13 protein-coding genes and 1 pseudogene are annotated in these 15,409 nt (G+C 45.9%); 8 read left to right on the top strand and 6 right to left on the bottom strand.

Translation table 11 applies throughout. The features are described 5' to 3' along the window. The first annotated feature begins 64 nt into the window (after window positions 1-64). Genes M3221_RS15690 through M3221_RS15700 form a run of 3 tightly spaced genes read left to right on the top strand, consistent with a single transcriptional unit; the run spans window position 65 to window position 4,587 of the window. Entirely contained in the window at window positions 65-598 is a 534-nt protein-coding gene (locus M3221_RS15690) for a hypothetical protein (protein ID WP_251272677.1), read from the top strand. Between the two features lie 27 nt (window positions 599-625). Further along, window positions 626-922 (top strand): hypothetical protein, encoded by a 297-nt coding sequence (locus tag M3221_RS15695; RefSeq protein WP_251272678.1) that lies wholly within the window; start codon window positions 626-628, stop codon window positions 920-922. A gap of 14 nt (window positions 923-936) precedes the next feature. Then, entirely contained in the window at window positions 937-4,587 is a 3,651-nt protein-coding gene (locus M3221_RS15700; RefSeq protein ID WP_251272679.1) for a multicopper oxidase domain-containing protein, read from the top strand. 84 nt (window positions 4,588-4,671) lie between these two features. On the opposite strand, the gene M3221_RS15705 is transcribed toward M3221_RS15700, so the two are convergent. Next, on the bottom strand, window positions 4,672-5,127 hold the full coding sequence (locus M3221_RS15705) for a hypothetical protein (RefSeq protein WP_251272680.1): 456 nt from the start codon (window positions 5,125-5,127) through the stop codon (window positions 4,672-4,674). 274 nt (window positions 5,128-5,401) lie between these two features. On the opposite strand from M3221_RS15705, the gene M3221_RS15710 reads away from it, so the two are divergent. Then, window positions 5,402-6,268 (top strand): LSm family protein, encoded by an 867-nt coding sequence (locus M3221_RS15710; RefSeq protein WP_251272681.1) that lies wholly within the window; start codon window positions 5,402-5,404, stop codon window positions 6,266-6,268. Between the two features lie 302 nt (window positions 6,269-6,570). Next, a complete protein-coding gene (locus M3221_RS15715) occupies window positions 6,571-8,031 on the top strand; it encodes a YndM family protein (RefSeq protein WP_251272682.1) in 1,461 nt (486 codons plus the stop codon). A 103-nt stretch (window positions 8,032-8,134) separates the two neighbouring features. Here the strand turns inward: M3221_RS15715 and uvsE are convergent, their stop codons facing one another. Beyond that, window positions 8,135-9,106, bottom strand: a complete 972-nt coding sequence (gene uvsE / locus M3221_RS15720) for a UV DNA damage repair endonuclease UvsE (RefSeq protein WP_251272683.1) — start codon at window positions 9,104-9,106, stop codon at window positions 8,135-8,137. Between the two features lie 121 nt (window positions 9,107-9,227). Between uvsE and M3221_RS15725 the strand changes: the two genes are divergently transcribed. Then, window positions 9,228-10,415 (top strand): DHH family phosphoesterase, encoded by a 1,188-nt coding sequence (locus M3221_RS15725; protein ID WP_251272684.1) that lies wholly within the window; start codon window positions 9,228-9,230, stop codon window positions 10,413-10,415. A gap of 47 nt (window positions 10,416-10,462) precedes the next feature. On the opposite strand, the gene M3221_RS15730 is transcribed toward M3221_RS15725, so the two are convergent. The 3 genes and pseudogenes from M3221_RS15730 to M3221_RS15740 all read right to left on the bottom strand — a co-directional run bounded on the left by M3221_RS15730 (window position 10,463) and on the right by M3221_RS15740 (window position 12,903). Next, window positions 10,463-11,089 (bottom strand): YdcF family protein, encoded by a 627-nt coding sequence (locus tag M3221_RS15730; protein WP_396120288.1) that lies wholly within the window; start codon window positions 11,087-11,089, stop codon window positions 10,463-10,465. A gap of 145 nt (window positions 11,090-11,234) precedes the next feature. Beyond that, a pseudogene (locus M3221_RS15735) lies at window positions 11,235-12,541 on the bottom strand (ammonium transporter). Next, window positions 12,541-12,903, bottom strand: a complete 363-nt coding sequence (locus tag M3221_RS15740) for a P-II family nitrogen regulator (RefSeq protein ID WP_251272685.1) — start codon at window positions 12,901-12,903, stop codon at window positions 12,541-12,543. Before M3221_RS15740 ends, M3221_RS15735 begins: the two are co-directional and overlap by 1 nt. Before the next feature lie 237 nt (window positions 12,904-13,140). Between M3221_RS15740 and M3221_RS15745 the strand changes: the two genes are divergently transcribed. Next, window positions 13,141-13,371 carry a DUF2188 domain-containing protein gene (locus M3221_RS15745; protein WP_251272686.1) on the top strand — a complete coding sequence of 77 codons (231 nt, stop codon included), beginning with the start codon at window positions 13,141-13,143 and terminating at the stop codon, window positions 13,369-13,371. 171 nt (window positions 13,372-13,542) lie between these two features. Then, window positions 13,543-14,151 carry a hypothetical protein gene (locus M3221_RS15750; RefSeq protein ID WP_251272687.1) on the top strand — a complete coding sequence of 203 codons (609 nt, stop codon included), beginning with the start codon at window positions 13,543-13,545 and terminating at the stop codon, window positions 14,149-14,151. A 392-nt stretch (window positions 14,152-14,543) separates the two neighbouring features. On the opposite strand, the gene M3221_RS15755 is transcribed toward M3221_RS15750, so the two are convergent. Then, on the bottom strand, window positions 14,544-15,320 hold the full coding sequence (locus M3221_RS15755) for an NERD domain-containing protein (protein WP_251272688.1): 777 nt from the start codon (window positions 15,318-15,320) through the stop codon (window positions 14,544-14,546). Between the last annotated feature and the right edge of the window lie 89 nt (window positions 15,321-15,409).

The raw sequence follows: 15,409 nt of genomic DNA on the forward strand, positions 1-15,409 counted from the left end.
ATTTCTCACTGCCTCAGCCTTCACATGTCTTGCCTGCGGATTCTTTTAGTAAAGGAGAGATAGAATGAGCAACAAACGGGATGAGAAAGAAAAACAAGATGAAAACCTAATTGCCGCGGAAAATGAAAATACGAATAAAGAACTTGAGATATCAGAGGACAACACGGAAGAAAAGGAACATGCAGCAGAACAAGGAAACGATAAAAAAGAGGATGAGGAAAAAGACCGCGAGGAGCAAGAAGAAGAAGAAGAAGAAGAAGAAGAAGAGGATGAGGAAGACGATGAGGAAGACGATGAGGAAGATGAAGACGACGAAGACGATGATGAATTTTTTGAAGAATTGACCACTTTGATAGGCCAAAGTGTATTAATTATTACCGAAGCGTCTCAACTAAATTTGCTTGGCCAGACATTCAGACCTATTTTTTGCGGACCGATTGTTGAAGTGGAAAGAAGCCACCTGACGATTGATCCGGTCACCATTAAAATTTTGAATGCACCATTTTTCCAGTTTCCGCTGCCGCTGTCCATTCCTTTTGAAAAAATTGCCCAGCTGACGCCTTGTTTTGATTGCAGTGAGCGGTTTCCGCTTATTTAAAATCAGGAAGAAAGGAAGTGTAAAAAAATGACGCCTAGATCTTCCGGTTTAAATGACCATAACGGTATGCATGATGCTGCGCTGGTGGAACACTTCAGGGCAGCCATTGGCCAGAGGGCTTTTCTACTGACTCCTTCTTATCCCTTTATGTTTATCGGTGAAATTGTTTCCTTGATAGGAGACCAGGTAGAGCTTGCAGTCGAAACGACCCACTTTGCTCAGCTGGAAAACCGAAATTGGCTCATTCATATTCATAATATCGAAGTGTTTTATATCGAGTTTCCTGGCGATCCGCGCATCCCAGAGTTAAATGACATGCTGTAACGAGGAGGAAAACGATGATACGTCGTTATCATGTAGTCGCGATTCCCATCCGGATGGTGGTAAACAATTTTGGCGACCATAACCCTGATGGACAGATGTATGTGTTAAAGGAAAATGAAGCAAAGATAAAAGAGCTGATCCGCAAAAACCCTTTTACCCCGGTAGACCTGGTGCAGCCGCTGACAATCAGGGCGAACGAAGGGGATACTGTCGAAATTCTCTTTGAAAATCAGCTTCCTTTTGCAGCGGGCATGCATTTTCAAGATATTGATTATAATGTGCTGACCTCAGACGGAGCCAATGTCGGCTTTAATCCGAGCTCACTGGCTGAATGCGGTGAAAAGCTTCTGTACAAGCTGGAGGCTACGTATGAAGGAATTTGCTTTTTCACCGATGTCGGCAACGTATCGAGTACCGAAGAAGGCTCCAGTATCCAGGGCCTTTTCGGTACTCTGCTCGTTGAAAAAAGAGGCTCCTGGTGGACCGACCCCGTAACAGGCGGGCCGATCAACAGCGGCGTGTTCGCGGATATTCACAACCCTTTTCTTCCCTCCTTCCGTGAGTATGCATGGTTTTTCCATGATGAAATGGAAGTCGATGATTTAACGGGCAACCGGCCGCTTAACCCGATGACCAATCAGGAAGCTGAATCGTTTCACGGTGTTAACTACCGATATGAACCGCTTCATAACCGCCTAAAGCTGATAGAAGAAGGTGTTGTATCTCCCGAGGTTGAAGGGGAAGAAGTTCATCACGATTCCTGGATGTTCGGTGATCCTGCAACGCCTATTTTGCGCGGGTACCGGGATGACCCGGCTACTATCCGCCTTATTCATGCGGCTTCAAAAGAAACACACGTCTTTCACTACCATGCGCACCAATGGCTGAGAGATCCAAGTAACGTTCAGTCTGAAATCGTGGATGCGCAGGCGATCAGTCCGCAATCCCACTACAGCGTTCAGCCTTTATACGGACTTGGAAGTCTGCCTGGTACAATCGGGGATGTGATTATTCACTGCCACCTGTATCCACATTTTGAAGCCGGCATGTGGGGGATGAACCGGATTTTTGATACATTGCAGGACGGGAGCCAATGCTACCCAAATGGCAAACCCATTGCACCGCTTCAGCCGCTGCCGGACCGCCCTTGTCCGCCGCGCCCAACAAAAGAAAGACCGGGATTCCCGAACTTCATTCCCGGAAAAGTCGGCTGCAAGGCACCCCGCCCTCCTCTCGGCATTGTCGGCGGCCGCGAAATGACCGAGCTTGAGAAAAATGCCGCTGTCCCGAATGCAAGGCCGGGAGCTGTTTTTGTAGATCCGTGCATGAATAACCCGGTTGTTGTCGAGTTTAATATATCCGTCATTGAAATGCCGATCGTTTATAACAAACAAGGCTGGTATGACCCAAAAGGCAGATTCTATGTACTGGATGAAGACCTGGATGACGTGCTTTCCGGAAAAAAAGAACCTGAACCGCTTGTTTTGCATGTACCAGCCGGCACCTGCATCCGAATCAACTTTACGAATCGGCTGCCTCATATTTTGGATGGCGACGCTTTTCAGCTGGTGACCCGGACCTATGAGGTCGGTTTCCACATTCATTTCGTAAAATTCGATGTTCTTGTATGTGACGGCGCTAACGTAGGCTGGAATTATGACAGCTCTGTTTTGCCAAATGAAACTGCCCGGTATGAGTATTTTGCCGATACGGAATTAAAAGCCTTTTTCGTTCATGACCATTTGTTTCCTGTTTCTCATCAGCAGCATGGCATTTTTGGAACGATTATTGTACAGCCGCGCTTTTCTCAGTTTTTGGATTCTAAAACAGGCGAAGAAACGGATCAGGGAGCCGAAATTACCGTCCGCCACCCATTTATCGCTGATTATCGTGACTTTGCACTGTTTGTCCAGGATTTCGCCTTATTGTTTGATAAAGATGGCTGCCCGATTCAGCCGCCGCAGTTCCCCGGCTCACAGGATGATCCCGGTATTTTTGCGGTCAATTACAAAAATGAGCCGCTGCAGTTCCGGCTCGGCAAAGACTGTGACCCTGCCTACTCTTTCAGCTCTTATGTAAATGGAGATCCCCTCACCCCTGTTTTCCGGGCATATGAAGGAGATTCCATCCGCATTCGGCTGCTGCAGGGTGCCCATGAGGAATCGCACAGCTTTAACCTCCATGGACTAAGGTGGAGATCAGAACGGCCCAGCAATGATTCCCAGATCCGTTCGCAGCAGCATATCGGCATTTCAGAATCTTTTACGTTTGAAATGGATATTCCCAGAGCCGGCGATTATTTGTGGGCTTTTGAAACAGAAGAAGATATCTGGAACGGCACGTGGGGACTGATTCGTGCATACGATCAAGAAGTAGAGGATTTAATCCCGCTGTCTGGCCAGCCTTTGCCGGAACCAAGAACAAAACCGCTGCCTAAAGTAACCGGAAAGCCGCCGGCTCCTGCCGATCCGCAGTCTACCCTTCCGCCTGAAGTAGCGCACAATGCACCGATTCGCCGATACAGTGTTGTTGCTTTTCAAACGCCCATTTTATACAACTCGTTTGGGGACCATGATCCTTACGGCATCGTGTTTGCTTTAGAAGAAGATGTAGAGGACATTCTGTCAGGCAAAAAAAATCCGGAGCCGCTTGTGCTTAGAGGAAACGCCGGCGATCTTGTGGAAGTGACACTGACAAGCCGGCTCAAGTTTGACTTGTTCCCGTTTCCGGATGGCATTCATCCTTATCCGCCAGTAAAAGAGCAGGCTTTTTACCCGCCGTCCCTGCGGATTTCCCTGCATGTCAATATGCTGGACTATGATGTGACCACATCAAGCGGCGCCACGGTCGGTTTTAATCCAGATCAAACGGTAGGACCTGGCGAAACGATCACGTACCGCTGGCATGTGCAGGACAGCATGGGCACCTGCGCCATGTGGGATATGGCTGACTTGCGCAATCACCGCTCCTTTGGAACATTTGGGGCTTTTATAGCGGAACCACGCTTTACCACCTATCTCGATCCTTACACGCTGGAACCTGTGCGAACGGGCACAAATGTGCTACTTCAACACCCACTCAACGACAGGTATAGAGAATTTGTGCTGGTGATGCATGACGGTGTTCGTCTAGAAGATAAGCATGGCAAAGTGATTATCGATCCACTGGACGGCGTCATTCCAAAACCTGATCCTGAAGACGATGAAGTAGACACCTATGATTTCGGGTCACGCGGATTCAATTACAGGACAGAACGATTAATTAACCGCTTTAGAAAACATCCTGTTTTAGGTGATTTATTTAGTTCAGAGGTACACGGTGATCCGGCCACACCTGTTTTTGAAGCGTATCCTGGTGATCCGATCGTAATCCGGCTCACTAATCCGTCCGAACGCAGAAGGGCCCATACATTCCATCTGCACGGTCACAATTGGAAATTCGACCCGAGAGATATTGAATCCCGCATTGATTCATACACCGGCCACATGGTGCCAGGTGTTACTGAAGATTTGCTTTTAATTGGCGGTGCCGGAGGAACGTATAACTATCCGGGGGATTATATGTATCGGGCCGGCAACATTCGCTGGGATATCGAACAGGGAATGTGGGGAATCATTCGGGTTCACAGCAAAGTACAGCCCCATTTGCCGCCTTTATCTCATTGACACTGATAAGATTAAACGGTTTGTTTCCTTTTCACACGGAAAAGCGGTGTTCCATAAGGAATACCGCTTTTTTCATAGAGCTTGTCAGCAAAATTTATCAAGCCGTTCTACCCATTTGATTTGATCAAATTGGACAAGGAACACTTTTTTCTTGAATCCATGATTAGGCTTCTCTTTTTTCACTTTCACAACAATCTCAATAAAATCATTGCCTACAAAAGTAATTCTCCCTTGAACAACCTTTTCTTCTTCAAGGATAACCTTAACACGCTCACCGATCAGCTGCCGCAAACGAAACGCCATACTGCTTCTTAACCCGCTCAAGCGGACGCGGAAACGATCGTCACACAAGCATTTATCCATAAAATGATGGTTCACATGCCCGTGTCCACAGCGGCTGCATAAACCGTGATGCTGGAAATCGTGATGCTGGTGGTGGTTGTGCGAATGAAACTGGCTGAAAGAATGGCCTTTGTTGCAGCCGCAGGAATGATGATGGTCTTTGCCAAAATCATGACAATTACAGTTTAGCATACTCATATTTTTCCTCCTTTCCCATTACAATGAAGTATTAGGACTGAGAAAAGCGCAGGCTGTAAACCGTTTTGCTGCTTTCATCTGCTTCTCACAGTCTACTATCATCCTATGCTTAACTAGTAAATCCGAATAAACTACCGTCCCCTTTTCTAGAAAAAAATAGAATTATTTTTCCAAGTCACCAGCGAAAAATGATCACATACGATATGAAGAAAGAGTAACGTTGTTTCTTTACGCGCGATAAAAAGGAAAGCTTGAGCAAAAAGGAAGTGACTCCATGCAGGAACATTCACATTTCGATGATTCTTTTAGCCATAAAGAGGACTGTTCAAAGAGCGAAAACAGACCGGCTTTTCCATCCCCTCCTTCCTGCCTCCCTGAGAGACAGCAAGAGGAGCTCGAAGCCAAAATTGATGAAACGAACGCATTACTGCTTAACCTTGCTTTGTCGAATGAACAGTCAGAAGAAGGACGAAGAGTATCATTTGAAGGATTAGTCGGCCAGTGGGCAGAAGTTGTGCTTACGCGTGAAGGAGAAGCAGGCCTGCGGGCTGTTAAAAAAGGTAATCGAACAAAAATAAAAAACAGTAAAGAAAGTTTATTTAAGAAAAAGCTGGAAGCGAGAAAGCGCAGAAAAAGACGGGCTGTCCGGCCGAAAGCGCATGCCGGCAAAAAAAAGCTGCCGCAGACAGCATTACCCAAAAGCAGCGTGCGCCTTTACAAGCAATCCGGGCGTGTTCAGCTGGCTGGACGTAATTTTGTGCTTCTCAAGAAAAAAGAGCGGGAAATGATCATTCCTTTTTCAAAAATACAATCGATCAAGTCCTTTACACGCCATCCCGGACTCGAAAAAAAGCCGGCTTTGCTTGACATTGACCCCGCTCTTCGACGTGCACTTATGTTTAAATTCGGGGAAACGGTTGCTTCTTCTCCTGAATTGATTCACCTTTTCTTTAAAATGACACTCCCTATTTTCTTATTAGGTTACATCGACAAAAAGGTAAATATTGTATTATCCAAAAAAGCCATATCCGGCCATATTCATGAAGTGGATGAAGAAACAGTTACGATCGTCACAGCTAAAAAAAAGCAACGTGTAATTCCTCTGGATTCCATTTATTTAATTGTTTCATCATCCCATTAATACAACAGCTGCCTTCTTTTCTTTATTTTTCTTTTCCGGATCCGTTTTATACTGACTCATTGATAAAAAAAAGCCGGCCCTTTCAAACAAAGGGCCGGCTTTTTTTTATTGCCCAAACTCCTGAATCCTTAAAAAGCAAAAAACAAAATAAATTTAAATATTTTCACCGCCAACTCCACATCCTACGTAAAGGCATGACCAATCAGTGATGGTCCATCCGCTGTTTACCCGGTATTGCGCTCTTATTGTATGCAGGAAAGCATAACGGCCACGATTCTAAAGATGGAGGAGGAACGAACACGATGAAATATGTATCAGCATTGTTAATAAAATTTGTCATGGTAACGCTCGTTCTTTGGATTATTCTAGGCGGATTCTTTAATATTTCCTTGGGTGACATCTTCACAATCAGCGTTCTGCTCACTGCCGCCGGCTTTCTGATCGGTGATTTATTTATTTTACCGAGATTCGGAAATCCTACAGCATCTGCTGCTGATTTTGGCTTAACACTTATTGGTGTCTGGCTGCTGGGAGCCCTTTTGTTTGAACCGCGTATTTCATTATGGGCAGCCGCTCTTTTATGCGCCGTTGTCATTGCGATTGGCGAGTATTTTTTCCATATGTATATGCTAAAGCAGGGACCCGCTGGACAATCTCAGCAAAACAAGAAAAAGGCCGGCGGCCAAAATGCTGGCAAAAACGCCAACCAGGCTGTATCTACTTATAAATATCAAACCGAAGCCGGCTCCGATATGGCCGTTCGGCCGAATGTCAACAAAGCCAATATTGATCAACAAGGCGCCGTCATTCAAGATCAAAAAAAGAAAACCATTTCAGTGGACCGATACCAAACCGAAGCCGGCTCCGATATCTCTGTAAAACCGGCTGACGAGCAAAATAAAAAGAACAAGCAAGGCGAAGCGGCAAAGTCTGAGAAAAAACAAAAAGATTCAACCGGCCAATACGGGACAGAAGCCGGCTTAGATATGTCCTTCGCTTCCCGTATTCAAAAAACCGGGAAGAACAGCAAGAAAGGCGTGTCAGCACAATCCGGGAAAAACCAGCAGAATTCGTCTGATCAGTATGGCACAGAAGCCGGTTCCGATATGTCCGTTACTTCCGGCAATCAAAAAGCCGGGCAAAACAACAAGCAGGGCGGCTCGGCACAATCTGGGAAAAATCAGCAGAATTCATCCGATCAGTATGGTACAGAAGCCGGCTCGGATACGTCCTTTACTTTCGGCAATCAAAAACCGGGACGAAGCAACAAACAGGGCAGCTCTGCACAGACTGGAAAAAGCCAGCAAAATGCGTCGGATCAATATAGTACAGAAGCCGGCTCGGATACGTCCTTTACTTTCGGCAATCAAAAACCGGGACGGAGCAACAAACAGGGCAGCTCTGCACAAGCCGGGAAAAGCCAGCAGAATTCATCCGATCAGTATGGTACAGAAGCCGGCTCGGATACGTCCTTTACTTTCGGCAATCAAAAACCGGGACGGAGCAACAAACAGGACAGCTCTGCACAAGCCGGGAAAAGTCGACAGAATGCCTCAGATCCGTATAGCACAGAAGCCGGATCTGATATGTCTGTTGCCTCTTCTAACCAACAAGCTGGTACGAGCAATAAACAAGGGCAGCCATCACAGTCCGGAAAAGCGGATCAAGGCTCAAGCGATCCATACGGTACAGAAGCCGGCTGTGAGCTGACTATTATAGATGTACCAAGAAAACGCAAGAAGATGAACCTGAAACGAAAATAAGGCAGGACCATATAAAGCCAATCCTTTATTAAAAAGGATTGGCTTTATGTTTTGGCACCTGTTTTAAAGATCAAATATGCGTTTATACATATTCTTCTTTCCTTTATCCCTGTAAATAAAAGCTGGCTCCATCCACTTGTTCAATTCCTTCTTTTTTCAATCCCCTCATCAAGGCAAAAAGAGCATTATCTTTTTGTTTCGCTTCAATCATGACATCGATTTGCGGCACGCTTCCTTTCACACGATGAAGAAAATGCAGAAATTCCTTTTCATCAATAAAATCCGCATGGGCTCTGAAATCTTCTTCTGACTTCGGACTCGACATATGCATTTTCACTGGCAGCGCAGAGGATTGCCATGTAGCGGTGACGCGCTCCCATGCCGCCTCCCATTCTGCTTCCTTTTCATGGTTGGCTGCATGGTGATGATAATCGAACACCGCCGGAACACCAAGCTTTTCACATAAGTACAGCGTTTCATTGATCGTAAAGGTTTTATCATCATTTTCAAGCATCATCATGCGCTGCAAAGGAGCGGGAAGAAGCCCCCAATTTTCCACGAACTGCTCGAGTGCCGCTTCTTTGTCACGATAGCCGCCGCCTACGTGTACAACACATCGGTGTTCGGGGGCAATCCCCATTCCTTTTAACAGCAGCCGATGCATACGGAGTGTTTGAACAGCCGTTTTTAAAATATCAGGTTTCGGTGAGTTTAACACAACAAAATGATCCGGATGAAAGTCAATCCGCATGTCCTGATGCTCTTTTAAATACGAGCGAATCGCCTTCAAGCTTTCTCCAAGCGGCTTTATGTAATTCCAATCCGAAAGTTCCGGGTGATTCGCCATTGGAATCAGTTTGGAACTAAGCCGAAAAAAGTGAATATCATGCGCCGCATTGTGCCGAAGCAGGCGCAGACAATTATGGAGGTTTGACATCGCAATACGTTCTAGTTTATGGATGGCCGCTTCCCTGTCCCCAATTTTCGAAAACTGAGCATGGGTCATTGTTTGAGAAGGAGAACCATTTTGAACATTCATGCTCATAGCTGCGTAACCGAGACGGACCAGCGTCATTCTTTCACCCCTTTTCTTTCTATTTTATCCAAAATAAAAGACGGCATACCCGTCAGAAAGAAAGAGCACTTTTCAATATTTTTTGCCCTTTGTCCTCATACTACGTTTTGAGGTGAAAAATATGTACAAACTGTTATCTCATAATGACCTGGACGGTGTTTCATGCGGGATTTTAGCAAAACTTGCCTTTGGCTCTGATGTAAGTGTCCGCTACAATTCCATTTCCGGACTAAACCAGGAAGTCGAATGGTTTTTAGAAAACGGAGATCCGGACACGTTTCTGTTTATTACCGATTTATCCGTGAACGAAGAAAACGAAGAAAAGCTGAATCAGTTTTATCAAAACGGCGGAAAAGTTCAGCTGCTCGATCACCATCAAACGGCACTGCACCTGAACAACTACAAATGGGGACATGTGGTGATTGAAGAAAAGGCAGACCGCCCAGCCTCGGCCACTTCTTTATTTTATGAATATCTCCTGAAACACGAACACCTTACACACTCGACAGCTGTAGCCGAATTTGTAGAGCTCGTCCGCCAGTACGATACGTGGGACTGGGAAAAGCTCAACAATCGAAAAGCCCAGCGGCTGAATGCCCTTTTCTTTTTAGTCTCCATTGACGAATTTGAAGAAGCCATGCTGAACCGGCTGAACACAGGCGACCACTTTTTCTTCAATGAATTTGAAGAGAAAATTCTGGATATGGAAGAAAGAAAAACAGAGCGATACATCCGCCGGAAAAAGCGCGAGGTTATACAGGCCTATGTCCACGACCAATGGGCCGGCGTTGTTCATGCAGAATCGTACCATTCTGAGCTTGGCAATGAACTAAGTAAAGAGTTTTCCCATCTCGATTACATCGCCATCATCAGTGTGGGCAGCAGGCGGATCAGTCTCCGGACTATTCACGATGACGTTGATGTTTCGCGCACTGCCGGGCTTTTTGGCGGCGGCGGCCATGCAAAAGCCTCGGGCTGCTCTTTATCAGCAGAAGCGTTTGAGCTGTTTGTAACAGCTGTATTCGGCCGCGAGCCGCTCAAAGAAGATGCGAAACGTAACCGCTACAACCTGCCAGAAAGTTCTTTTGGCGCCCTGTACACAAACAGGCAGAATGATGGCTTTTTACTGCATCCTCTGTCTTCTGAACAATGGGGTATTGAACAGAATCATGAACAGCGGCCGGAAACGTTCACAAGCTTTGAAGAAGGAGAACATTTTTTAAAACGGCAGGAATCCGTCTGGCTGGCTCGTGACGAAGTATTTGTCCAGTATTTAATGAATGCGAAAAAACGCCACTCTACTCATTAAAAAAGCCGTCCATCCTTTTACAGCAGGGATGGACGGCTTTATTTACACTAAAACAAGACCTTCATTCGTCTCTTGATATCCTCTAACGGTCGGCTTACCACATAGCCTATGTACAAAAACACTTCCCGGCAGAGAAACGGGATTTGGCTGTTGATCGTTTGATAAGCGGACGTCTGGGCAGGTGACGAATAAACATTCATTCCGATTGTTTTCGCCAGCAGCATAGCACGCTTCATATGCAGCGGATCACTGACAAGCGCAAAAGTTTTCAGCTTTTTTTCTTTCGCCAGCTCGTAAGCATATTGAAGGTTTTCTTCCGTAATGGCGGATTCTGTTTCAATCAAGATGTCATCCGTCTGTACGGCTTTCTTCATTGCATAGTCTCTTGCCGCCTCCGATTCCGCTGCTTTCTCTCCATCGCCTCTTCCGCCCGTAAAAATCAGCTTGTCCACATAGCCATTCTTATACAGCCAAAGGGCATGATCGACTCTTTCACGCAAAACAGGCGATGGCTTGCCGTTCCAGACCGCAGCGCCGAGTACAATAGCGGCATCGGCCTTTTGATATTCCACCTGGCTGCCAAAAGACCAGATGCGGAATGCTGTGAAGGATGTTATCAGAAGGTCGGCCGCCCCAAAAACGATCACAAGCTTCATCCATAATTTGTTGAACAAAAGTCTCCATCCTTTTATGTGATGCAAGTATTCTTAACAACCAATATTTACTATTTTAATGTATATTCTCATCATTGAAAACTGCTCATTTTAAAGAAAAAAACGATCATCCTCTTTCGTCAATAAAGGATGATCGTTTTTTCGCTTATTTAACTGCTGCTTTTTTGTTATGAACAGGCGCTACTGTAATCCCTGTTGTTTCTTCAAAATCATACAAGCTGGTTGGCACATCGGTAAAACGCTCCAACTCGTTGTAAGCCGGAATCCCGTGAAAAGACATATCCAGCCCTTCCTCTTCTTCCCGTTCGCTTACACGCAAACCAACTGTTTTTTCACAAATGACCGCCATGGTATGTCCGGCAGTCAGACCCCAGATAACGACTACCGCCGCTCCGAGCACTTGAACACCGAGCAGCTTGGCATCTCCTGTTGTAAAAAGACCTTGAGAAGAATCAAACAAGCAACAGCGATTGTACCAAACACCCCGTTGAAGCCGTGGACAGCTACCGCTCCAACAGGATCATCTACCTTCAAGCGGTCGACAAGCAATGTTGCATAAATGACAATGATGCCGCTGACCGCCCCAATGACGATGGCGCTCCAGCTTTCCACAAATGCACAGCCGGCTGTTACAGCTACAAGACCGGCAAGTACTCCGTTCATCGTCATACTCGGATCTGCTTTACCAAATTTGCTCATCGTCAGTAAAAGAGCCGTCGTTCCGCCGCTCGCTCCCGCCAGCATGGTATGCAGGGCAATCGCTGCTAAGGAAGCATTGGTTGCATCAAGTGTACTCCCCGCGTTAAACGCAAACCAGCCGAACCATAAAATAAAAGCGCCGGCAGATGCTAATGGAATATTACTTGGCGCAAATACGTTGACGCTGCCATCTGAATTAAACCGGCCCTTTCTTGCTCCTAAGCGCTTTGCCATGGCAAATGCCGCAAAGCCGCCAAGTGCATGAATTGCCGCAGAACCGGCAAAGTCCTTCATGCCAAGCTGTGCCAGCCAGCCGTCGCTGTTCCAAATCCAGTGGCCGGACAGCGGATAAACAAGGACACAAATCATCGCTGCTGTTAACATGTATGCTTTAAAGCTCATTCGTTCTGCTACTGCGCCGGATACAATAGATACGCAGGCAACCGCGAAGCCCATTTGAAACAACACAAATGCCGCACTAGGCAGGTCGATGGATAGAGCAATATTTTCCGGGCTGCCAAACAAGCTTGTCCCAATCAAACCAAATGCATCTTTTCCATACATAATACCAAATCCGACCATCCAAAACGCCAGTGCGCCAATTGTTAAATCGACAAAGATTTTCATCGTCACATTGACCGCGTTTTTTGTCCGCACAAAACCTGCTTCCAGTAAACTAAAGCCGCCTTCCATAAACAGCACCATAGCGGCTGCGATGACGACCCAGATTGTATTCAAATGGATGACTTCCATCAGCTTCGTCCTCCCTGCTTCACATCATCAATTTCAACGTCCGGCTGGCCTGTACGAATATTGTAAGCTTCTAGAATTGGGTACACATAAATTTTTCCGTCTCCGTCTTCCCCTGTTTGAGCAGACTTGATAATCGTATCGATCGTCGGCTCTACCATATAATCAGATAAAATGATTTCCAGCTTTACTTTCGGATGCAGTGTGACTTTATAGCTTTTCCCCCGATACACTCCCTGTGTATCTTTTTGTTTCCCCCTGCCTACTACTTGCGAGACTGTAAAACCCGTAACACCAATATGTTTTAACCCCTTGATTGTTTCCGTGATTTTTTCCGGCCGAATAATCGCTTCGATTTTTTTCATGTCCCTCACCCTTTGTTAGATTTCCTAACATAGATTTGTTCATAATTATAACAAGATATTTCATAGAGTCAATGGTTTCATCTGGAAGTCCCTCGAAAAAGATCATCTTAAATCAACATACTGAAGAGAAAAACATGCTAATCTACTTCCCCCTTACGTTTGTTCCTTTTTAAAAAAGGAAAAACAGTGAAGAAGAATAAAAACGCAGTTTATAACAGCAAAAAGGAGTGACGTGTTATGGCAGACAAAAAAGAGCCAGAGGTTCATACTGTTCCAAATTCAAACGGCGGCTGGGATAACAAACAAGGAGGGGAAACGCTCAGCCATCATTCAACCAAAGCGGAAGCAGAAAAAGACGGGCGCGAAAAAGCGAAAAGAGATAAAACAGAACATAGAATTCATAAAAAAAATGGACAAATCGGAGAATCAAACAGCTACGGTCATGATCCCTATCCCCCGAAAGGATAACTGTTTCTTCTATAATAGGAGAGCCATTCAAGCAAGCGGCTCTCCTTTTCTCTGTGCATTCACAGCTATTGCCCTCTGTTTTCTTTGGGTATGAAAAGTGCGTTGAAGAGGGAGAAAGAAGGTGGCATACTGAAGCTACGTCATCTCTTAAAAAAGTGAGGAAATCCGAACGTGAAATCAGCACAAAACGAAGCAGGAAATTGGGACCTGACTGCCTTTAAACTGCTTCCTTCTGCCAAGCCCCCTCTTTTCCACGGCCATACGGTTCGCCAAATGGTCTCGTCTTTCTTTTGGCGGACGAAGCTGCGTCCTTTTATACTGGAGCAGCAAGGAAAACAATGTGGCATTTGTGGATGGAAACCCCAGCAGGAGCAGGATATGCGGCACCTTCACCTTCATGAAGTGGAGGAATACGACTTTACGAACAAGGTGTGCCACCTGCTCGACATCCAGCTTATTTGCCGAAAATGCCACGCTTTTCACCACATTATCCGGACGGAAATGGTTTCGACGAAAGAACAATGGCACGATTTAATGCAGCATTTTGTTTATGTAAATGACTGTTCTCCGGATGTTGTCGAAAAGTTTGACCGGATCACCGCCAAAGCCCTTCTGTCAGAAGGATTCGACTCCGAAGAATGGCACCCGCGATCAGCTGAAGAAGCAGCTGAGCTGGCAGCAAAGCCGGCCCGATATACGATTCATCCCAAAATTCCATTTGCAGAAGAGCTGGAAGGGCGAATCCGTAAAAAAGGATTGCTTTATCAAACCGAATCATAAAAGCAGATGCCGGCCGGCATCTGCCTAAACTGTAGGCAAATTATATGGATGACCGTGCACATGAATAGGATAGATCGGCGGCGTCCAGGCAGCTCCGCTTTCCATGGGGCAGGTGCTGAGCCCGACTTCGCCTGGCGGCTTCACCGGTCTCAGCTGCCCGCTAGTCCCATAGGAGTCTGTGCTGCCCTCCCGCCGCCAAGTGGCTTGCGACAAGATTGTATAGGGCTAATAAGGTCATATCTCTCTATTTTAAAAAAAGAAAATGTCTATTCAGTCCTTGCTTATGGATTTTCAACACCACTTATCGGCTCTTTTTTAAAAGCGAAAGACTTTGTCTACACACTGAGCAGACGCCGGCCGGCATCTGCTGTTTTTTTCGGCAGAAAAGCCAGCTAGTCTTCTCTTACTTTCGTAAACCGGCACTCCGGAAAATGGCTGCAGCCCTTGAAGGCTCCATACCTTCCAGTCCGCTTTACCAATGCCCCGCCGCATCTAGGGCAGACTCCCTCACTTTTGTTTCGTTCCCTTTGCCGTTTTCCACTTTTAATAGCCCGTACGTGCTTTTTTTCAATCGCCCGTTTTTTTCTCCTTCCCGCTTCATTAAAAGGCTCAAGCTTCTCGGCGAGCTCTCGCACAAGCACGGCATTCATGCGCTGTTTTCGGTGAGCACAAAAAGCTTCCACCAGCTGATCTGCATACAAAACACTTGCTTCCTTGAAAGGCTCTTCAAGCTCAAGCTGGGACTTTCTTGTAAAAGCGATGAATGAATAATATTTTATTCCATTCGAATGGCCAAAAAACTCTTTTAATGCACGAATATGACCTGCATTTTGCCAAATCGGATTGTAAAAGGTTTCTCTTCGTTTCAAGGTCTTTTGGATCCAATACTTTTCTGACTCATCACCGAAAATTCGGCCGCTGAAGTTTTTGGTTTCAATTACGAAAATACCGTGCTTTGACAAAACCAGGTGGTCAATTTGCGCCGTCCGGCCATTGCTTCTTGGAATATAAAGATCATGAAAAACGGTGTATACCGCTCGGTCGAGCTTGTCCAGCTCCTCTTGAACGGTTCTTTCACCAAGCACTCCTTTTTTACGCCTGGAACTGCCGGAAAACCTGGCGGCCGATATCATTATCGCGCCTAATAGAAGTAAAACAATAAAACCCATAAATCAATTCCTTCCCACCAAAATAGAACATCTGTTTTTATATCGGTCGAAAAGTACAAATATAAAGCTGGTTCAAAAAAGAAAGCCCT

This window comes from Domibacillus indicus (assembly GCF_023715895.1).
GTDB lineage: Bacteria > Bacillota > Bacilli > Bacillales > Domibacillaceae > Domibacillus > Domibacillus indicus_A.

Coding starts and splice junctions, on each gene's coding strand:
- M3221_RS15690 (WP_251272677.1), top strand. CDS start 65: ATGAGCAACAAACGGGATGAGAAAGAAAAACAAGATGAAAACCTAATT.
- M3221_RS15715 (WP_251272682.1), top strand. CDS start 6,571: ATGAAATATGTATCAGCATTGTTAATAAAATTTGTCATGGTAACGCTC.
- M3221_RS15745 (WP_251272686.1), top strand. CDS start 13,141: ATGGCAGACAAAAAAGAGCCAGAGGTTCATACTGTTCCAAATTCAAAC.
- M3221_RS15710 (WP_251272681.1), top strand. CDS start 5,402: ATGCAGGAACATTCACATTTCGATGATTCTTTTAGCCATAAAGAGGAC.
- M3221_RS15725 (WP_251272684.1), top strand. CDS start 9,228: ATGTACAAACTGTTATCTCATAATGACCTGGACGGTGTTTCATGCGGG.
- uvsE (WP_251272683.1), bottom strand. CDS start 9,106: ATGACGCTGGTCCGTCTCGGTTACGCAGCTATGAGCATGAATGTTCAA.
- M3221_RS15740 (WP_251272685.1), bottom strand. CDS start 12,903: ATGAAAAAAATCGAAGCGATTATTCGGCCGGAAAAAATCACGGAAACA.
- M3221_RS15695 (WP_251272678.1), top strand. CDS start 626: ATGACGCCTAGATCTTCCGGTTTAAATGACCATAACGGTATGCATGAT.
- M3221_RS15700 (WP_251272679.1), top strand. CDS start 937: ATGATACGTCGTTATCATGTAGTCGCGATTCCCATCCGGATGGTGGTA.
- M3221_RS15705 (WP_251272680.1), bottom strand. CDS start 5,127: ATGAGTATGCTAAACTGTAATTGTCATGATTTTGGCAAAGACCATCAT.
- M3221_RS15755 (WP_251272688.1), bottom strand. CDS start 15,320: ATGGGTTTTATTGTTTTACTTCTATTAGGCGCGATAATGATATCGGCC.